This is a genomic window from Vibrio sp. E14, from assembly GCF_020515785.1.
Taxonomy (GTDB): domain Bacteria; phylum Pseudomonadota; class Gammaproteobacteria; order Enterobacterales; family Vibrionaceae; genus Vibrio; species Vibrio diabolicus.
Map to the genome: position 1 here is coordinate 196,999 of NZ_JAHPJI010000006.1, position 19,558 is coordinate 216,556.

At 43.8% G+C, this 19,558-nt stretch carries 17 protein-coding genes; 10 read left to right on the forward strand and 7 right to left on the reverse strand.

All coding sequences use genetic code 11. From position 1 onward, the window contains the following. Nucleotides 1-98 precede the first annotated feature (98 nt). The 6 genes from LIX84_RS17195 to hutC all read right to left on the reverse strand — a co-directional run bounded on the left by LIX84_RS17195 (nucleotide 99) and on the right by hutC (nucleotide 7,579). Nucleotides 99-824, reverse strand: coding sequence for a DUF3581 domain-containing protein (locus LIX84_RS17195; protein WP_226421821.1), 726 nt, complete (start codon nucleotides 822-824; stop codon nucleotides 99-101). Nucleotides 825-1,161: 337 nt separating this feature from the next. Then, nucleotides 1,162-2,697, reverse strand: a complete 1,536-nt coding sequence (gene hutH, locus LIX84_RS17200; protein ID WP_226421822.1) for a histidine ammonia-lyase — start codon at nucleotides 2,695-2,697, stop codon at nucleotides 1,162-1,164. Between the two features lie 11 nt (nucleotides 2,698-2,708). After that, the gene (gene hutU, locus LIX84_RS17205) at nucleotides 2,709-4,406 is read right to left on the reverse strand and encodes a urocanate hydratase (RefSeq protein WP_005395885.1); all 1,698 of its coding nucleotides are present in this window, start codon (nucleotides 4,404-4,406) and stop codon (nucleotides 2,709-2,711) included. A 73-nt stretch (nucleotides 4,407-4,479) separates the two neighbouring features. Beyond that, nucleotides 4,480-5,490 (reverse strand): formimidoylglutamase, encoded by a 1,011-nt coding sequence (gene hutG / locus LIX84_RS17210; RefSeq protein WP_226421823.1) that lies wholly within the window; start codon nucleotides 5,488-5,490, stop codon nucleotides 4,480-4,482. 1 nt (nucleotide 5,491) lies between these two features. Further along, a complete protein-coding gene (gene hutI / locus LIX84_RS17215) occupies nucleotides 5,492-6,742 on the reverse strand; it encodes an imidazolonepropionase (RefSeq protein WP_226421824.1) in 1,251 nt (416 codons plus the stop codon). A gap of 129 nt (nucleotides 6,743-6,871) precedes the next feature. Continuing rightward, nucleotides 6,872-7,579, reverse strand: coding sequence for a histidine utilization repressor (gene hutC, locus LIX84_RS17220; protein ID WP_006743323.1), 708 nt, complete (start codon nucleotides 7,577-7,579; stop codon nucleotides 6,872-6,874). A 247-nt stretch (nucleotides 7,580-7,826) separates the two neighbouring features. Between hutC and LIX84_RS17225 the strand changes: the two genes are divergently transcribed. Next, a complete protein-coding gene (locus tag LIX84_RS17225) occupies nucleotides 7,827-8,570 on the forward strand; it encodes a sporulation protein (protein WP_152812314.1) in 744 nt (247 codons plus the stop codon). 6 nt (nucleotides 8,571-8,576) lie between these two features. Here LIX84_RS17225 and LIX84_RS17230 read toward each other — a convergent pair whose 3' ends face one another. Continuing rightward, nucleotides 8,577-9,554, reverse strand: coding sequence for a DUF3187 family protein (locus LIX84_RS17230; protein WP_226421825.1), 978 nt, complete (start codon nucleotides 9,552-9,554; stop codon nucleotides 8,577-8,579). A gap of 410 nt (nucleotides 9,555-9,964) precedes the next feature. On the opposite strand from LIX84_RS17230, the gene thrS reads away from it, so the two are divergent. The 9 genes from thrS (at nucleotide 9,965) to LIX84_RS17275 (ending at nucleotide 19,553) form a co-directional block, all read left to right on the forward strand. Beyond that, a complete protein-coding gene (thrS, locus tag LIX84_RS17235) occupies nucleotides 9,965-11,893 on the forward strand; it encodes a threonine--tRNA ligase (protein ID WP_005395892.1) in 1,929 nt (642 codons plus the stop codon). A 3-nt stretch (nucleotides 11,894-11,896) separates the two neighbouring features. After that, nucleotides 11,897-12,448, forward strand: a complete 552-nt coding sequence (gene infC, locus LIX84_RS17240) for a translation initiation factor IF-3 (RefSeq protein ID WP_074191168.1) — start codon at nucleotides 11,897-11,899, stop codon at nucleotides 12,446-12,448. Nucleotides 12,449-12,569: 121 nt separating this feature from the next. Further along, entirely contained in the window at nucleotides 12,570-12,764 is a 195-nt protein-coding gene (rpmI, locus tag LIX84_RS17245) for a 50S ribosomal protein L35 (RefSeq protein WP_005377932.1), read from the forward strand. Between the two features lie 40 nt (nucleotides 12,765-12,804). Beyond that, complete coding sequence (gene rplT / locus LIX84_RS17250; protein WP_004727974.1) at nucleotides 12,805-13,158, forward strand: 50S ribosomal protein L20; 354 nt, start codon at nucleotides 12,805-12,807, stop codon at nucleotides 13,156-13,158. Between the two features lie 190 nt (nucleotides 13,159-13,348). Beyond that, complete coding sequence (locus LIX84_RS17255) at nucleotides 13,349-13,666, forward strand: heavy metal-binding domain-containing protein (RefSeq protein ID WP_005377919.1); 318 nt, start codon at nucleotides 13,349-13,351, stop codon at nucleotides 13,664-13,666. Between the two features lie 366 nt (nucleotides 13,667-14,032). Beyond that, entirely contained in the window at nucleotides 14,033-14,842 is an 810-nt protein-coding gene (locus tag LIX84_RS17260) for a helix-turn-helix domain-containing protein (protein ID WP_006741660.1), read from the forward strand. 487 nt (nucleotides 14,843-15,329) lie between these two features. Further along, on the forward strand, nucleotides 15,330-16,118 hold the full coding sequence (locus LIX84_RS17265) for a TetR/AcrR family transcriptional regulator (RefSeq protein WP_005395898.1): 789 nt from the start codon (nucleotides 15,330-15,332) through the stop codon (nucleotides 16,116-16,118). A gap of 246 nt (nucleotides 16,119-16,364) precedes the next feature. Further along, nucleotides 16,365-18,743, forward strand: a complete 2,379-nt coding sequence (locus LIX84_RS17270) for an efflux RND transporter permease subunit (RefSeq protein WP_226421826.1) — start codon at nucleotides 16,365-16,367, stop codon at nucleotides 18,741-18,743. Between the two features lie 18 nt (nucleotides 18,744-18,761). Beyond that, nucleotides 18,762-19,553, forward strand: a complete 792-nt coding sequence (locus LIX84_RS17275; RefSeq protein WP_226421827.1) for an outer membrane lipoprotein-sorting protein — start codon at nucleotides 18,762-18,764, stop codon at nucleotides 19,551-19,553. Nucleotides 19,554-19,558 lie beyond the last annotated feature (5 nt).

Sequence of the window (19,558 nt, forward strand, 5' to 3'; positions counted from 1 at the left end):
GTTTTATTTGGATGAGACATAAAAAGAAAGCCCAACGATCGACGTTGGGCTTTCTTTTAGTAAACACGTTTTTTGAGCGCTTCTGATAGGGCAGTCGATTAGGCTGCCTTAACGAACTTTGCTAGGAATGCATCCTTACGTTCATTGAAACGGCGTACAAGGTCATCAACCGCTTCTTGGTCATATGGTTTCAAGCCGCTTGCAACCATGCGCTTGATGCCTTTGCCAACAACTTCACCGTCTTCTTTGAACGCAAAGTTTAAGGTGACTACCCCACGTTTACCTTCCACGTCGAATGTTGCGCCAGTGAAATCCACTTCTGGATGTGTAAGGTCTAAGCGTGAAAATTCAACTTCCATGCTTTCATAAATAACCAATGGACGTTGGCAGTTGATCATCATTTGCTTCTCTTCCATAAGAGGAACCATGATGTGAGGGAAGTTCATGCCAGAGAATTGCACGTAATTTGTTACGACATGCTCAATAAATGCGGGATCGTGGTTAGTCTCACCTTCACGGGACATGTGTAAGTATTCTTTACCGGCCTTGTCAACAACGGCGCTTTCTTTTTCACACTTATTTTCAATATGAAGTGCTACACCATCGTTTACCATGCCAGAGAAGTTAAAACGCATCTTTTGGCTGACGCCTTCTTTACTAAGAAGTACTGCGAAAAGTAAGTCCCCAGGGACACAAAAGCGTTTGTTGTCTTCATCGTGGATTGGGTTGTAGTCACCTGCGACACGTTTTGCAAAGTGGCTTGCTTGTTCGCGAGTGAACTGAAACTGGTGATTAGTGTTTGAAAAATAAGGTGTTAGAAACATAATTTTTACGTAGTAACCAAAACTGTGTGGGATTATATGCGAATATCTGCGTAGCAATGGTCCATCCAGTGAAAACTTCACCGTATCCTAACAATAAGACACTATTTCGGCGGATAAATCGTTAAAAACGCATACTTTAGCAACGCTTTTATTTGTGAAAGCAATAAACAGCGACTTTATTACGTCGGCTATTTTTAAAAGTATAGCAATAACAATATGCAAGTGTTCATAAAGATCGCTGGGAATACGTTTAATGAGGAGATAAAAAAGCTCCACGCTAAACGTGGAGCCTTCAAATTATCATCCGGTTTTTAGATTAAGTGCTGGTAATGCTGGATTACTGAACACTTGGTAACAGACTCTCTGGCATAAGCGTGTTGTGAATAGCCAGCTTAAGCAGAGTATTGGCCTGTTCAATGTCCGGCGCAAAGTAGCGATCTTTATCGTAGAACGATACTTTTTCACGCAACATTTGTTTGGCAATCTCGATACGCTCAGAAGACTTGTTTGGTGCTCTAAAGTCTAGGCCTTGTGCTGCTGAGAGGTATTCGACCGCCAGAATGCCGCGAGTGTTTTCCCCCATTTCTTTTAATCTGCGAGCCGCGAAGGTTGCCATTGACACGTGATCTTCTTGGTTTGCTGATGTTGGCAAGCTGTCTACTGATGCTGGGTGAGCGAGCGTTTTGTTTTCGCTTGCTAGCGCAGCAGAGGTGACTTGGGCAATCATGAAACCAGAGTTCACACCGCCATTATCAACTAAGAACGGTGGTAATTTTGATAATGCGCTATCGATAAGCAATGCCATACGACGTTCAGACAGGCTGCCGATCTCAGCAATCGCCAGTGCTAGGTTGTCAGCTGCCATTGCAACAGGCTCAGCGTGGAAGTTACCGCCAGAGATGATGTCGTCATCTTCAGCAAACACCAACGGGTTATCTGATACGGAGTTCGTTTCTACTTGCAATACTTCGGCGGCGTTGCGGATTTGCTGCAAACACGCCCCCATTACTTGAGGCTGACAGCGCAACGAATACGGGTCTTGTACTTTTTCACAGTTAGTATGCGAATCACCAATGTCACTTGATGTATCCAATAGATGACGGTAGGCCAGTGCAGCGTCCATTTGGCTGCGATGACCACGTACACGATGAATGCGCGGATCGAATGGACGTCGGCTGCCGAGAGCGGCTTCGACAGACATTGCCCCACATACTGTAGCCGAAGCGAAAAGATCTTCCGCGATAAACAGACCTTCTAATGCGAACGCTGTTGATGCCTGGGTACCATTTAGCAGCGCTAAACCTTCTTTCGGCGCCAGAGTTATGGGTTCTAGACCTGCGATTTTTAACGCTTCTTGCCCAGAAATGATATTACCGTTGTGACGAGCTTGTCCTTCACCTAGTAATACTGTGCTCATGTGGGCCAGAGGAGCTAAGTCACCTGATGCGCCAACAGAGCCCTTTTTAGGTACACAAGGGTAAACTTGTGCGTTAACTAGGTCGGTCAGCATATTAATGACTTTTAGGCGAATACCAGAAAAACCACGAGACAGACTATTGATTTTCAATACCATCATCAGACGAACCGTTTCGTCTGACATAAACTCACCGATACCTGCCGCATGAGAAAGAACGATACTGCGTTGCAGAGTTTCTAAATCTTCTGGTGCTATTCGTGTGTTAGCCAATAGACCAAAACCAGTGTTAATTCCGTAAACCGTTCTATCTTCCTCGATGACACGATCCACGACTTGCGTGCTTTCTTCAATGGCCGGAATGGCTTCAGGATCCAAAGTAAGGTTGACTGGTGAACGGCTCACTTGGCGTAGTTCGTTTAAGCTAATATGACCTGGCTTTAGCGTTAAATTTAACATCTCTTTCATCCTTACTTGAGCTTCTTCAGTTCTTCGTTGAGCATTGGCAAATCTAGCCCTTGCTCTGCTGCACATTGTTTAGCAATATCGTATCCCGCATCAGCATGACGCATCACGCCTGTTGCTGGGTCGTTATGCAGCACGCGGGCAATACGTTTTGAGGCATCTTCACTGCCGTCACAGCAGATAACCATACCTGAGTGTTGCGAGAAGCCCATACCTACGCCACCACCGTGGTGCAGTGAAACCCAAGTTGCGCCGCCCGCCGTATTGAGTAGTGCGTTTAATAGTGGCCAGTCTGATACGGCGTCAGAACCGTCCATCATGCCTTCTGTTTCTCGGTTCGGGCTTGCTACGGAGCCAGAGTCTAAGTGGTCACGACCAATGACAACAGGCGCCTTAAGTTCGCCATTTTTCACCATTTCGTTGAATGCTTGACCAAGACGCTCACGATCTTTTAGACCAACCCAGCAAATACGTGCAGGTAAACCTTGGAACTGAATGCGCTCGCGCGCCATATCTAGCCAGTTATGTAAGTGTGGATTATCTGGAATTAGCTCTTTTACTTTTTGGTCGGTTTTATAGATATCCTCAGGATCGCCAGAGAGAGCGGCCCAGCGGAAAGGACCAATACCTTCGCAGAATAGAGGGCGAATGTAGGCTGGAACGAAGCCAGGGAAATCAAATGCGTTTTCTACGCCTTCTTCCAATGCCATCTGGCGGATGTTGTTACCATAGTCGAGTGTTGCGGCGCCGCGATTTTGTAGCTCTAACATGGCTTGAACTTGCACTGCCATGGATTTTTTGGCTGCTTTAACAACCATTGCTTCATCTTGCAAACGCATTTCTGCAGCGTGAGACATGCTCCAGCCTTGTGGTAAGTAGCCATTGAGCGGGTCGTGTGCAGATGTTTGGTCTGTTACTACATCTGGCGTGATATTACGTTCTACCAACTCAGAGAAAACGTCTGCTGCATTACCTAGTAGACCAACTGATACTGGTGTGTCTGATTCTTTGATGATAGCAAGCGCTTCATCTAAAGATGTCGCTTTCTTATCGACATAGCCTGTACGTAGGCGGTAATCGATACGCGATTCATCACACTCTACCGCAATCATGGAGAAGCCCGCCATCGTACCAGCTAGAGGCTGAGCACCACCCATACCACCAAGACCGCCAGTTAGAATCCATCGGCCTTTTGCTTCGCCGTCAAAGTGCTTTTTCGCAACAGATACGAATGTTTCGTATGTGCCTTGGACGATGCCTTGTGAGCCAATGTATATCCAGCTGCCAGCGGTCATTTGGCCGTACATCATCAAGCCTTGTTTATCGAGCTCGTTGAAGTGTTCCCAGTTTGCCCAATGAGGAACGAGGTTTGAGTTTGCGATAAGCACGCGTGGGGCGTTTTTATGGGTAGGGAAAACACCAACAGGCTTGCCTGATTGAACTAAAAGCGTTTGGTCATCTTCGAGTCTTTCAAGTACTTCAACAATCTTGTCGTAACATTCCCAGTTTCGTGCTGCACGGCCAATTCCGCCATATACAACCAGCGAATGTGGATGTTCTGCAACATCAGGATCGAGGTTGTTCATCAGCATACGAAGAGGGGCTTCGGTTAGCCAAGATTTTGCGCGCAGTTTATCTCCGTGAGGTGCACGAATTGTTCTGCTTGTATCAAGTCGTGGATCTTGTCCCTGGCGCTGTGTCATTTCAGACTCCTTTAGTTTCTCGTGATGACCAAGTACTTGCTTGGTCGTAATAATAAGTGGCATCTAGGATGCGTTATGGTTTGTGTTGCTTTTCCGCCATCGCGTTGGCGATATCCCAACACAAACGGGCAGCTAAGCGTGCAGTTTGACTATCGACGTCATAATTAGGGTTGTATTCGGCGATATCAGCCAGCATGAGCTTATTTTTGTAATGAAGAATTCGATCTAAAAAGGGGGCAATAGTGTCGTAACTAACTCCTCGAGCTGCTGGTGCGCTGACCCCAGGTGCGGTTGCGGCGGGAAATACATCCAGATCAATGGTCAAATAGAGGTAGTCACAGTCGTCAATAAAATGTTGAAGCTGGGTTAAGTGATAACTGTGGTTTAGGTAGCAAAGCTGATTGTCTTCTACATACCAAACATTTAACGCATCTGCTTTTTCAAACAGCGCTTTAGTGTTGCTACTGCGGCTTACGCCAATGCAAGCGTAATGAAAGTCCCAATCATTGCGTTGGCAAAAATGATGAATTTGGTTGAAGGGGGTGCCAGAGCTTGGTTTGATGTCGGCGATGCTGCTCTCGAATGCGCGTAAATCGAAATGCGCATCGAAATTTATGATACCGATTTTAGGCTTCTTCTCTGGATAGTGCGCTTTAAAATACTCCGCTAAGCCGGAAAACGAGGCCCACGCAATCTCATGCCCACCACCTAACACGATGACAGGCGTATGAGGCAGTGCGCTTGAAATGGTTGCCGCACATAGAGATTGGCTCTCTTCCAGTAAGTCGTCTTCGCACACCACGGTACCTAAGTCATATAGTGGGACGTCTTGGTGCCATGCTAAATTAGCGAGTGCTCGTCGGATTAAGTCTGGCGCTTTTTTCGAGCCAATGCGTCCTTTGTTTCTGGCTACGCCAGCGTCGGTAGCAAAACCCAGTAATGAGACGCCATGCGCAACGCCCCCCAACTCATCTGCTTTCTGGCGTTGAACCACGTGATGAATTCGCTGACCAAGTTTGCCGTCCTCGGCATCATGACGGCCTTGCCAATGAAATAGGGGAGAGTGTAAGTCGAATTGAGACATATTATTGGCCTCCGTGTGAAATGTATTCACCATTTACTATACGACCTACCAGACGTTTTGCTCCGACTTGATAGCTTAAATCTGCAGGGCTTTCGATATCCCAGATAGAGAAGTCCGCATCAAACCCTACTTTGATGGTGCCACGTGAGTTTTGATAACCCAGAGCTTTGGCTGCATGTTGCGTTACACCACGCAGTGCTTCTTGCGGCGTAAGGCGAAATAGTGTGCACGCCATATTCAGCATGAGTGTGAGATCAGAAAACGGTGATGTACCTGGGTTGACGTCCGTAGCAATTGCCATCGGCACGTTATGCTCCCTCAATAACTCAATCGGTGGTAACTGAGTTTCTCTTAGAAAATAAAAAGCGCCAGGCAGTAGAGTGGCGACAGTGTTTGAGCGAGCAAGTGCTTTAACACCTTGCTCATCTAAAAACTCGATGTGATCCGCTGACAGACCGTTGTATTGCGCAGTGAGGGCTGTACCACCGAGATTCGAAAGTTGCTCTGTATGCCCTTTAACCTTTAAGCCGTGGCGTTTTGCAGCTATAAACACTTTTTCTGTTTGTTCAAGATTGAAGCCAATCGATTCACAAAAAACATCGACACTCGTGGCTAACTCTTCCTTTGCGACGACAGGGATTATGTCCTGACAAATGTGCTCAATATAGTCATCTGCACGGCCTTGGAACTCCGGCGGAATGGCGTGAGCGGCAAGAAGTGTAGTGGTGATTTTAACTTTGCGCTCTTGTTCAAGCATTTTGGCTGCACGGAGCATTTTTACTTCGTCATTCAGTGTCAATCCGTAGCCTGATTTCACTTCGACAGAAGTGACGCCGCTCGCGAGTAGCCCGTCTAAACGTGGCAACGCTAACTCAACTAATTGCGCTTCGGTTGCTGAACGCGTCGCATGCACCGTTGAAAGTATCCCACCGCCTTGTTTGGAAATTTCTTGATATGGCACGCCGTTTAAGCGCATTTCAAATTCGTTGGCACGATTGCCCGCATAAATAAGATGAGTGTGGCAGTCGATCAAACCTGGCAGAACTAACTTGCCTTGAAGGTCGATACTCTGAGCGTAATGTTGGGCAGACAGCAGAGACTCGGTTTGCGGTTCGTCTTCACCAATTGCACAGGTGCTGATCGCAACGATTTTTCCAGATTGAATGCCAATACGAGCAGGAGACGTTGGCAGATAACCGCGCTCTCCCGACTGCATGGTGACCAGACGTGCGTTTTCAATCAGCAAATCCATTTTTGTGTCCCTGTGTTTATTTGTATCATTAAATGTATATACAAATAAATAGAGCAAAATAAGAACACTGACAAGATTGATGTTGCTAAAATGTGATCAAAACGTAGATCTAGAGGACCAATCTTGTCATTAAATGAGCACTTTTGAGCTCAGCTTATATTTGTTACCAGGGTGATAAAGTAGGGCGGTACTGACTAACTTATCTTGGCTCCACGTTCTGCGATTCAAGAGAAGGCAAGGCTCATTGGCTTGCATTTTTAAGTCTTGCTTAATACGGCCGTCAGGCACAATTGCCTCTACGGTGTGTTCAATAGCGCTGAGTGGGCAATTATCTGACAGGTATTGATTCGGAGTGATTTGTGTGAAGTCTTGATTTAAATAACTCGGGGCATATTGGCTGTTCACCCAGCGGAGTTCCAATTGAATAGGCGTTTGGTCTTCATAGTGAATGATTTCACTGTAAAACACCGTTGTGCCAAGCATGACGCCGAGTTTTGTCGCAATGCTGTCATCTGCTTTTATGGCAACTTGTTTGAGCACTTTACTGCTATATTGTCGCCCTCGGTCGCTGACTTCTTCGGCAATGTTTCGAATGTCTAACAGAGGAGATTCTGACTTTTCACCAGGATCACACACAAACGTACCTAAGCGTGGGCGACGTTGTAATCGGCCCTCATTAACTAAGTCCCGAATTGCTTTGTTCACTGTCATTCTACTGACACCAAATTGCTCGGTAAGCTCAATCTCTGTGGCGATACGATGACCAACTATCCACTCTCCAGCATCAATTTTATCGAGGATAAATTGTTTGATTTGAATGTAGAGTGGTGCAGACATAATGATTCCCTTTTATTTGACTATACAAATACTGCTTAATTTAGGTACAAATTGCAAACATTTCTCGACGAATGCACCACTTAGTGACAGAACAATCCTATTGTGGGGCTGAATGATTCTTGCTGTTGAGCATTATTTGGATTGATGATGGAATTCGAACATTTTCTTGTGGTCTATTGCTTGCAGAGTATAAAACAATTGTGTAAACAAACGATTATGAGAAGAAAAGTCGCTAAAAAGGAAAAACATGTTTAAAAAATTGAAAGCATCACTGGGGATCGGTTCTGCAAAAGTAGATACGATTTTAGACGAAATGAGCGTGTTTCAAGGAGAGACGCTGAAAGGGCATGTTCATATCAAAGGCGGAGACGTCGAACAACAAATTGATGCTATTACGATTAAATTGAACACAGAGATGAAAGTTGAAGTGGATGATAGCGTAAGTTACCAAACGTTCACTATTGATCAGCTGAAGGCGGTAGACCCCTTTGTGATTCAACCTAATGAAGAGAAGCAGGTTCCGTTTGAGCTAAAACTGCATGATGAAACTCCAATTACTGCGGTTAGCGCACTTAAAAATCAATGCCATGTTTGGGTTGAAACGACGTTAGATATTGATTTTGCGATTGACCCGCGTGACCGTGACTATATTGAAGTGAAACCACTACCAGTAGCATCTCGCGTTATTCAAGCGATCGAGCAAGCTGGTTTCACTATGGTTAAAGCCGATGTTGAAAAAGGCTTTTTGCGCGGTGGCTCGTTTGCTTCTCGCTCTGGAATTTATCAAGAGCTAGAGTTCCGCAATAATGGTTTTATCTCATCAAAAGAAATTGAGCTTTCTTTTATTCTGGAAGGGCAGGTCATGCATTGTTTGGCGGAGATTGACCGTTCGCTCAGCTTGGCTGGTGACCAATATCGCTCGTTTACGTTACCGATCAATGCAACTGATGCTCAAGTCGCTGCCGCGGTTGCACCAACGCTAAATCTATAGTTCTCATCAACTTGATGAGAATATGTACCGATATCCTATTGTGAAAGCGATATCGGTACTGTTATCCATGTTTCGTGCGTTCTCAACGGCTAAAAACTCAAGCGCGGAGTTTTCCATGAGATATCGATAGCCTAATACCAGTTCATTAGAGGCATCAGCAAACTCTGCGGGTCCTTCTGTTGAGCCTTGATACCAATGGTATTCAAACATCAGGTGGTGGTTATCTTCCAATGCATAACGGTACCCAGCTGCAACGGCAATCGTATTATGCCGATAGGGTAGATCCAGCAAGGCGCGATCATCTGAGCGAAAAGTCATGCCAACCATCGAGTAAAATGCATGGGCGTCACTCAAATAACTGTAATTTATTTGGAAGCCTTGCTCGAAATTACTGCCTTGAAAAGTCCCGTGAGCAACATCATTAAAATATAAGCTGCCACCAATAGATAGGCCGTGATGTTCATTCTGAAACACTTGATATTGCAAATAAGTAGATAAGTTGTTGGCAAGCGTTTGTCCTTCGAAGTCGTCTTCTAGCACATCATATTGCGGCATTGAAATGTGAAAACGATCTCTGTCTACTTTGTCTCGGCCATTCTGTCCGATACCGAAAAGGTTATGGAAGCTTTTCGTCAGTCCATCTAAATGGTTATCAGCGGCAAAAACCCACCGATAATTGAGTTCCCATTGCCAACTGCTATTGATTTGCCACTTGCTGCCAATTTCGATTTGGTTGTGGTAATAATCCAGTGCGTATTCATCAGTATGAGCCCAAACACTGGCCACGGTTCCTGAGCCATAGGTTTCGACAAAATCAGAGGGAAGGCTATGCCCTGAGCGCAGTATATTGGTATGGCTAACCACTTGCATCGGAGATTGTGCGTAAGAACGTAGCGGCCCATATAGGTCATTTGATGCCATGGCTGGTACACAGCATATCGAAGTGCTTAGAAGCACCATAAAGCGCGATTTGAAATAGATCATGATGAACACCTACATGCAAACTACTCAATAAAACAACTATATACCTAAATTGCACTTTGAGGTGGAACTAGGTGTGCTGGGTCCTGTGTTGGTTAATATGTATCAGGAACTATTATACCAGTTGTGTATTCAAGTTCTATTGGGAGGGGGTAACTCCGTTTACAAGTGATGTGAGCCCTTAAGAAGAATCATCAGATTGTCGCGACGAGGCCTGAGGTTAAGTTCTTATGATAAAACAAAATCGCGCTTTGCAATCTAAATGTGAGCTAGGTACAATCCCATTTTCGATAACGGTCCGGTATTCGTGTTACCGAGAGGCCTTTATTGACTCTTAACTATTTTCAACAAATAGCTTCTAATTTGAATAACATGTGTTGCTTGGTGTGCAACACCACTGTAAAGGACATAGCATGCCTATTATTACTCTTCCTGACGGCAGTCAGCGTCAATTTGACAACCCAGTTTCTACTATGGAAGTTGCGCAATCGATCGGTCCTGGTCTTGCAAAAGCAACGATCGCTGGTCGTGTAAACGGTAACCGCGTTGATGCGTGTGACCTAATTGAAGAAGACGCAAGCCTTGAAATCATCACAGTAAAAGATGAAGTAGACGGTTTAGAAATCGTTCGTCACTCTTGTGCTCACCTTCTTGGTCACGCTCTTAAGCAGCTTTACCCACAAGCTAAAATGGCGATTGGTCCAACCATCGACAACGGCTTCTACTACGATATCGACCTAGATGAGTCTCTAACGCAAGAAGATCTTGAAAAGATTGAAAAGCGTATGAAAGAGCTAGCGAAAACCAAGTACGAAGTTGTTAAGAAAAAAGTAAGCTGGCAGGAAGCGCGTGATACGTTTGAATCACGTGGCGAACCATACAAAGTGGAAATCCTAGACGAAAACGTATCTCGTGATGATCGTCCAGGTCTTTACCACCATGAAGAATACATCGACATGTGTCGTGGTCCTCACGTTCCTAACATGAGCTTCTGTCAACACTTCACTCTATTGAATGTGGCAGGTGCTTACTGGCGTGGTAACAGCGACAACAAAATGCTTCAACGTATCTACGGTACGGCTTTCCACGACAAGAAAGCACTGAAAGCACATCTAACTCGCCTAGAAGAAGCAGCGAAGCGTGACCACCGTAAGATTGGTAAGCAACTAGACCTATTCCACATGCAGCAAGAAGCACCGGGTATGGTGTTCTGGCATCACAATGGTTGGTCTATCTTCCGTGATCTAGAAGTATTCATCCGCGCTAAGCTAGATGAGTACGGTTACCAAGAAGTAAAAGGTCCGCTAATGATGGACCGTGTTCTTTGGGAACGCTCTGGCCACTGGGATAAATACGCTGATGCAATGTTCACAACTTCTTCTGAGAACCGTGAATACGCAATTAAGCCAATGAACTGTCCAGGTCACGTACAGATCTTCAACCAAGGTCTAAAATCGTACCGCGACCTACCGCTACGTATGGCAGAGTTCGGCTCATGTCACCGTAACGAACCATCTGGTGCACTGCACGGCATTATGCGTGTACGTGGCTTTACTCAGGATGATGCTCACATTTTCTGTACTGAGAGCCAAATCCAAGAAGAAGTAACAAACTGCATCAAGATGGTGTACGATACGTACCAAACATTTGGTTTCGACAACATCGTAGTGAAACTGTCTACTCGTCCAGAGAAACGTGTAGGTTCAGATGAAATCTGGGATCAATCTGAAGAAGCATTGAAGCAGTCTCTTGAATCGATGGATATCCCATACGAAATTCAAGAAGGTGAGGGTGCGTTCTACGGTCCTAAGATTGAATTCACACTATACGATTGTCTAGACCGCGCTTGGCAGTGTGGTACTGTCCAGCTAGACTTCAACCTACCAGGTCGCCTAGGCGCTACTTATGTAGGTGAAAATAACGAACGTCTTGTACCGGTAATGATTCACCGTGCGATTCTAGGTTCACTAGAGCGCTTCATTGGTATCCTTATCGAAGAATATGCTGGTTTCTTCCCAACTTGGTTGGCGCCAGAACAAGCAGTTCTTATGAACATTACTGATAAACAGTCAGGTTATGTTCAAGAAATAGTACAAAAACTACAAAAAAGTGGAATTAGAGCTAAAGCGGACTTGAGAAATGAGAAGATTGGCTTTAAAATCCGCGAACATACTTTGAAGCGTGTACCGTATATGCTTGTTGTTGGTGACCAAGAAATGGAAGCTGGCGAAATTGCAGTACGTACTCGTAAAGGTAAAGATCTTGGTAAATTTAAAGTGGATGATTTTATTGCATACATCCAAGACGAGATCTCTAGCCGTAAGCTCAATCTGGAGGAATAAGCTATTAAAGGCGGAAGACGTGGCCAACAGCCGGTAAAACAAAACCCGCACCGTATCAACGGTGAAATTCGTGGTATTCGTGAAGTTCGACTAACAGGCGCTGACGGTGAATCAGTTGGTGTTGTATCGATTCAAGAAGCCATTGCAGCTGCTGAAGAAGCTGGTATGGATCTCGTTGAGATCAGTCCTAACGCCGAGCCACCTGTTTGTCGTGTGATGGACTATGGTAAGTTCCTCTTCGAGAAGAGCAAAACTGCTAAAGAGCAGAAGAAGAAGCAAAAGCAGGTCCAGATCAAGGAAGTAAAATTCCGTCCTGGAACTGATATTGGAGACTATCAGGTAAAACTACGCAACCTGACGCGTTTCCTTGAAGAAGGCAACAAAGTGAAGGTAACAATTCGCTTCCGTGGCCGAGAGATGGCACACCAAGACATCGGAGTTGACGTTCTAAATCGTCTTAAGGAAGATACTGCAGAACTTGCTGTGGTTGAATCTTTCCCTAAGAAGATTGAAGGTCGCCAGATGATCATGGTGCTAGCCCCTAAAAAGAAGTAATTAACGGCTCATCAAGTAATTAAAACCTAGCCGCTTTCCTTTCGATAAAGGCATAACGGCTGGGTTTTGTTCGCCCTAATTACGTTGTTTATTAAACCTACTCAATGCGGAGTTATTCATCATGCCTAAGATGAAAACCAACAAAGGTGCTGCTAAGCGTTTTAAGAAAACTGCTGGTGGTATTAAGTACAAGCACGCTACAAAACGTCACATCCTGACTAAGCGTACTACTAAGAACAAGCGTCAACTACGTCCGAATGCAATCCTTCCAAAATGTGAAGTGGCTGCAGTAATCCGTATGTTGCCATACGCTTAATTCTTTTTAGTTATCAATCGTTTAGTTTAGGAGAAGCATAATGCCTCGCGTAAAACGTGGTGTACAAGCTCGTGCACGTCATAAGAAAGTTCTAAAACAAGCTAAAGGTTACTACGGTGCGCGTTCACGTGTTTACCGCGTAGCTTTCCAAGCAGTTACTAAAGCTGGTCAATACGCTTACCGTGACCGTCGCGCTAAGAAACGTCAATTCCGTCAACTATGGATTGCACGTATCAATGCGGCATCTCGTCAAAATGGTCTATCTTACAGCCGTTTCATCAACGGTCTTAAGAAAGCATCTATCGAGATCGACCGTAAGATCCTTGCGGACATCGCAGTATTCGACAAAGCTGCATTTGCAGTTCTAGTTGAAAAAGCGAAAGCTGCTCTTTAATTAGCAGTTTAGGATTAAGAGAAGGAGAGCATTAGCTCTCCTTTTTTATTGCTAAAATATATACCCAAATATTTTTCAGTTTTGCCATTCAGAATCTTGTCTATCAGTCTTCCCGATTTGATTAGTGATCACTGCTCTGTTGGTAATAAAATGGCTTGGGTATATATTTTACGTTTATAAGGGACTAAAAATGATCTACACAACGACAGAAAGCATTCCGGGCAAGCAGATCTCTGAAATAAGAGGGGTTGTAACTGGTAATGTTGTTCAATCAAAACACATCGGTCGTGACCTCATGGCGGGTATCAAAAGCATTGTTGGCGGTGAAATTCGCGGTTACACGGAAATGATGACCGACGCGCGTGATATAGCTATACAGCGCATGGTAGCAGACGCTGAATCTAAAGGTGCCGATGCAATTGTAGGGATTCGATTTACCACAAGCTCAATCGTAGATGGTTCTTCGGAAATTTTGGCATTTGGTACTGCAGTGAAACTGGCGGACTAGTCTACTTGAATAGCAGTGCAAAAATGCTAATAGAGAGCGGTGAATTATTATGCATTTACCGTTCTGTTCCTTTTAGGTTAATTATTCTAGATTTTTGCAGAGCGAATAGGTTTATATTCTCAACTCTACGTTACTATTAAAATTAATTGCGATGATTTAGAGTAATTGCTTCACTTTTGTTTTGTGTATTATTTTATATTCATAATGAAATTGAATTCATATTGAATTTTTCATTTATCGTGTGAATTTTGATTTCGATATATTAATTCATATTTTTCTTATAAAAATATGAACTTATACCTTGCCAAGCGGTTCTAAATTGTTACAAATACTATACAGCTGTAACATTGCCAAAAGGAATTGTAGATGAGAGATCTGACTCCCGAATACTTGCTAGCCGCATTACGCCAAGCGATTAAAACAAAAGGGCTAACATATCGAGAGCTATCTGAGAAAATGGGCATGCCGCTGTCCACTTTTAAGAGACACTTAACAAGCACAAATCTCGCTTTGGATAAACTGCTTGAATACTGTAGAGCTGTTGATTGCACGTTAGATGAGCTACAAAAGCTTGCGAATCAATTACAAGGTGAAGACGAGGATTACTTTAGCCGTACGCAAGATGAAGTCTTTTTTCAATTTCCCCATCTTTACGATTTTTATCGTGAATTGAGAATGCTGCGAGGCAAAGATGGATATTCCATTTTAAAGAAAAAGTATGATTTGTCTGAGCAAAGCATGTCTGATTACCTAAAAGCTTTGGAGTTATTGGATCTTGTTTACGTTGATGAAGATAAAAATATAACGTTGCACGGGCCGTTATATTACAGCTATGCAGAAAACTCCAAGCTCAATGATAAATATACGGAAATCATAAAAGAACAGACAACAACCCACGATAAATGCGTTCGTGTGGCTTTGGCACGCATGAAAATTACTGAAGAGCAGCTTTTGCAATTGGAAGATCAAGTCGCAAAAACGGTTATCGATTTTCATTCCAAAAATGTTGTGGCAGAGAACTTTAACGTCTCTGATTTTACTAATATTGTTCTACTTGCAGGGCCACATCAACCAGTCACATTCTCTGATGGAATTATCGAGACAGAAGGGCGATTTATTGACGATATTCGTTATGCCATTGCATCTGCAGGTGATAAACCAAGCCTCTCGATTTAGAAATTCAGTCTTTTACTTAAAGAGAATCGCTTTCTCACTATGTTATTGAGTTTTGTCGCTCTAATATTGAAAGGAAGCAGTAAAAGAAAAGCCCAAGACAGAGCACACTTTGTAAATAGAGCATCTATCAGTTGCTGTTTTGAATCCAAACTTTAAGTGTTTTGGGCTTTTTTGAATCACATCATTTCAATATCACTCGTTGTCCAATTTTTAAGGTTCTGATTTTTGGGTTATTTCCCCGCACTCCACTCTAGATTTTCCTTACAATCAAATCATTCTCGCTGAACCAAGCATATTGATGTTACTTGGTTATATATAATCAATGCTTATTTTTGGGTTGGCTATAAATTCATACTTGCAATGTTTGTTTTTTGATCTATTATGACGAAGTGTCATTTATGACGGTTCGTCAAGTTTAGTGGCGTTCCTGTATTCAAGAATCGTGTTACAATTATTGGGAGTGTGTTGGTATACGGATCAAAGGATTATGTTTAACTTTCGCTGTAAAAAAGATAGCAAGCAAGACGGATGTCGTACGTCTTCAGGGCTAACTAAAAAACAACAGGCGATTGCTGATCGTGAAATAGAGCTTATTCAATTGGCTAAGTCTCTGGTTCAAGAGCAAGGCTTTGCCAACTTAACGATGGACAAGCTCACAGCGGCAAGCCCTTACTCGAAGGGAACGATCTACAATCATTTTTGCAGCAAAGAAGATGTGATTCTTGCGCTTTGTATTCACTCGCTGAGAAGCGAGGCAATATTTTTCGAACGTACCGCTAAGTTCAATGGCAATACCAGAGAAAAAATCATTGCTATGCATGTAGGTTATCGTATTTACGCTCGTATGGAGCCTGTACTATCAACCTGTGCGATTGTTGCAAAGACGCCTTGGGTCCTAGAGAAAGCTTCGCCTAAGCGTGTGAATGAATTGAACAACTTAGAAGAACAAGTAATAGATGGTGCTGATGCGTTGGTGAATAATGCGGTGGAATGTGGGGACCTTAAGTTCTCTCCCGCAATTGGTTCTGATGCCATCGTATTTGCTAACTGGTCTATTGCCTTCGGTTCAAACGCTCTAGCGCAAAATGCATCGAACAGTCGATGTATTCAGCGAATTCAAGATCCATTCTCAGTACTGCATAACGCGAATATGTTACTTGATGGTTTAGGGTGGTCACCTTTATCGACAGAGTGGGATTACCGTAAAACGTGGCGTCGAGTGGAACAGGAATTGTTCAGCGAAGAGCTGGCTTATTTAGAGTCTGTGAATCGCTAATCGTTATAGAGGCCATCTAATATTTTAGTTGGCTTTTTTATTACACCATTGTGACGAATCGTCAAAAAATTAGAAATTGGTACTCAAATTACCGATCTCGAGAAGTATAGGAAGTTACTCAAAAACTAACTTATATAACCAAATAAATTCGATCTGATTTTTATATGTTGAAGTTATCTGGTTATCACAGCATTCGCTGTTTTTTTAGTTTTTAAATTTGACGAAACGTCACAAAAGGAGAGTGTGATGCCACATCACAACGTTCAACAACAAGCCCGAATCGGCTGGGTCAAGCTACCAACGAATTATAGTGTGTTGGTTGTACTTGCTACCGTTTTATTGATTGTTATAGCAACTATTGGAGGAAAAAATCTTTATTTTAGAGGGGATTACGACATCTTCTTTGACGGAACAAATGAGCAGTTACTTGCGTTTGATGAAATTCAGACTACCTTTGCAAAATCTGACAGTCTTGCTTTGGTCATAGCGCCAAAAAGTGGCACTGTTTTTACTCCTAACACCTTATCTCTTATTCAGCAGATCACTGACGAGGCGTGGCAAGTCCCATACTCCACCCGTGTTGATTCCCTTGCCAACTACCAGCATACCGAAGCGTTTGAAGATGATCTTCTTGTCGAAGATTTACTGTATAGCGAATATGAATTGACGCCTCAGCAAATCGAGAAAGTCAAAAGTATTGCGTTGAGTGAGCCGGTTCTGAAAAGTTCACTGATTTCCGAAAAAGGGGATGTCACGGTCGTGAATATTACGGTCCAACTCCCTGAGATCGATAAAACCGCTGAAGTACAAGAAGTGGTTGCCTACATAAACGGAATGATTGAGCGTTATCAACAAGTGTACCCGGATACTGAGTTCCACAAAGCCGGTATTATTGCAATGAACTACGCGTTTATGACCGCAGCTCAAGATGACAGCGCAACATTAGTGCCTACTATGTTACTAGTGATATTGGTGTTTTTGACCATCATGTTGCGCTCATTGCTTAGTGTTATCGCGACACTCATCGTTATTATCGGCTCAGTTATGGTGACAATGGGCTTATCAGGATGGGCTGGTATGTTCTTAAGCACGGCGACAGTTAATGTGCCTACCTTGGTGATGACGCTTGCCGTCGCCGACTGTGTGCACATCATAGCGACGATGCGTCAGTCTATGCAAAACGGCTTTAGTAAAGCCCATTCTATTGAACGAAGTATTGCGCTCAATTTCATGCCCATCCTGATTACCTCCATTACCACCGCGATCGGCTTTTTAATGATGAATATGTCGGATTCTCCAATCCTGAGAGATTTCGGCAACCTATCAGCCCTTGGCGTCATGATTGCTTGTTTCCTTTCCATCACATTACTTCCGGCGTTACTTCATATCCTTCCTGTTAGGGTGAAGTCAGACACTGCTGATGAAAGAAAGCACTTTATGGATCACTTAGGGGATTTCGTGGTGTCAAAGCGACATGCGTTATTGCCGTTGTCGGTGCTTGTTATTGTCGCGAGTGCGAGTTTGATTCCGCTGAACAAAGTCAACGATGAATCCGTCGAATATTTTGGTCATAGCAATGAATTTCGTCGAGCGGCTGATTTTATGGAAGAGCGAATCAGTGGCATGGCGAACATCAGTATCGCGATAAAAACTAACGAATCGCAGGGTATTGCGGATCCTAATTTTCTCAATACCGTGGGTAAATTTACTGACTGGCTAAGGTTGCAGCCAGAAACGGACCATGTTGCGACCTTGAGCGATGTTTATAAGCGTCTAAACAAGAACATGCATGGAGATGATCAGGCTTATTACTCGCTCCCTCAAGACAGAGAATTAGCGGCTCAATATCTGCTGCTTTATGAAATGTCACTACCGTATGGCTTAGATTTGAACAACCAAATCAATGTTGATAAGTCGTCAATCAAGATGGTTCTCACTGTGGAGAACTTGGGCAGCGTCGAGCTTGTTGATTTGGAAAATCGTATTTACCAATGGTTTAACGAAAACGCGCCTCAGTATGATGTTGTTGCTTCTAGTCCATCACTGATGTTTGCGCATATTGGCGAAACGAATATGGCTAGCATGCTGTCAACCTTGCCTATCACTCTGGTCTTAATTTCGGCATTACTGATCTTTGCCTTACGCTCGTTCAAGCTCGGTTTAATCAGCCTGGTCCCGAATATCGCCCCTGCGCTTATTGGTTTTGGTATTTGGGCGCTGGTTTCTGGTGAAATTAATTTGGGGTTGTCTGTTGTTGTGACGTTGACGTTTGGCGTTGTGGTTGATGATGCCGTTCATTTTCTCTCTAAATACCAACACGCTCGTAAAGATGGCCATAGCGCGGAACAAGCGGTTCGTTACGCTTTTCGCACCGTGGGGCGCGCGCTTTGGATTACGACTGTCGTGCTTGTTGCTGGTTTCTCCGTTCTGGCGATGTCGAGCTTCCGCTTAAATGCCGATATGGGGCAGTTGAGTGCCATTGTTATCTTCATTGCTCTTGTTGTGGATTTCATCTTTCTACCGACTCTACTGATGTTGTTTGACAAAGGCGTCTACGACGAGGTGGACCGCCGAAACAAGCTTAAATCAACTGACTCTCAAACCACGGCTGTTACTCAGTCATAACGAATCAAAGGATTGAACATGAATTTACTAAAAAATGCCTTAAAAGTATCTGCACTTTCTGTCTCGCTTTTTATGAGTCATGCGGTGTTAGCGGATGAAGCGAAAGGATTAGAGATTGCTCAAGAGCGCAAAGCCCGTGATGAAGGGTGGGGGGATTCTGTTGCTACCATGAAAATGATTCTGCGGAACGCACAAGGAGAAAGCAGCACACGTTTAATGCGCCTCCAATCACTCGAAGTTGAGGACGATGGTGACAAAGGACTCACAATATTTGATGAGCCAAGAGATGTGAAAGGCACCGCGTTTCTCAACCACTCTCATACAGTGGGTGCCGATGACCAGTGGCTTTACCTTCCAGCATTGAAGCGTGTGAAACGTATTTCCTCGCGTAACAAATCAGGCCCTTTTATGGGTAGTGAATTTGCGTATGAGGATCTCAGTTCTTTTGAGATCGAAAAATATCGTTTCAATTACTTAAAAGATGACAGCATAAATGGGCAAGATGTTTTCGTCATAGAGCAAATCCCTACAGACAAAAATTCAGGTTATACCAAGCAAACGGTGTGGTTAGATAAAGCGCATTACCGCCCACTGAAAGTTGAGTTTTACGATCGCAAAGGGTCGTTGTTAAAAACGCTTTCTTTCTCAGATTACAAGCAGTACCTCAACCAATATTGGCGAGCGCACACCATGGCGATGACAAATCATCAAACAGGAAAAAGCACTGAGCTAACAACAAGTGAAATGCGCTTTAACACTGGGCTAGAAGACAATGATTTTCATAAGAATGTGTTAAAGCGAGTGAGGTAGTGGAG

Excerpts from the sequence above, each read along its gene's own strand:
- LIX84_RS17195 (WP_226421821.1), bottom strand. The coding sequence starts at position 824 with ATGTTTCTAACACCTTATTTTTCAAACACTAATCACCAGTTTCAGTTC.
- hutH (WP_226421822.1), bottom strand. The coding sequence starts at position 2,697 with ATGTTAAATTTAACGCTAAAGCCAGGTCATATTAGCTTAAACGAACTA.
- hutU (WP_005395885.1), bottom strand. The coding sequence starts at position 4,406 with ATGACACAGCGCCAGGGACAAGATCCACGACTTGATACAAGCAGAACA.
- hutG (WP_226421823.1), bottom strand. The coding sequence starts at position 5,490 with ATGTCTCAATTCGACTTACACTCTCCCCTATTTCATTGGCAAGGCCGT.
- hutI (WP_226421824.1), bottom strand. The coding sequence starts at position 6,742 with ATGGATTTGCTGATTGAAAACGCACGTCTGGTCACCATGCAGTCGGGA.
- hutC (WP_006743323.1), bottom strand. The coding sequence starts at position 7,579 with ATGTCTGCACCACTCTACATTCAAATCAAACAATTTATCCTCGATAAA.
- LIX84_RS17225 (WP_152812314.1), top strand. The coding sequence starts at position 7,827 with ATGTTTAAAAAATTGAAAGCATCACTGGGGATCGGTTCTGCAAAAGTA.
- LIX84_RS17230 (WP_226421825.1), bottom strand. The coding sequence starts at position 9,554 with ATGATCTATTTCAAATCGCGCTTTATGGTGCTTCTAAGCACTTCGATA.
- thrS (WP_005395892.1), top strand. The coding sequence starts at position 9,965 with ATGCCTATTATTACTCTTCCTGACGGCAGTCAGCGTCAATTTGACAAC.
- rpmI (WP_005377932.1), top strand. The coding sequence starts at position 12,570 with ATGCCTAAGATGAAAACCAACAAAGGTGCTGCTAAGCGTTTTAAGAAA.
- rplT (WP_004727974.1), top strand. The coding sequence starts at position 12,805 with ATGCCTCGCGTAAAACGTGGTGTACAAGCTCGTGCACGTCATAAGAAA.
- LIX84_RS17255 (WP_005377919.1), top strand. The coding sequence starts at position 13,349 with ATGATCTACACAACGACAGAAAGCATTCCGGGCAAGCAGATCTCTGAA.
- LIX84_RS17260 (WP_006741660.1), top strand. The coding sequence starts at position 14,033 with ATGAGAGATCTGACTCCCGAATACTTGCTAGCCGCATTACGCCAAGCG.
- LIX84_RS17265 (WP_005395898.1), top strand. The coding sequence starts at position 15,330 with ATGTTTAACTTTCGCTGTAAAAAAGATAGCAAGCAAGACGGATGTCGT.
- LIX84_RS17270 (WP_226421826.1), top strand. The coding sequence starts at position 16,365 with ATGCCACATCACAACGTTCAACAACAAGCCCGAATCGGCTGGGTCAAG.
- LIX84_RS17275 (WP_226421827.1), top strand. The coding sequence starts at position 18,762 with ATGAATTTACTAAAAAATGCCTTAAAAGTATCTGCACTTTCTGTCTCG.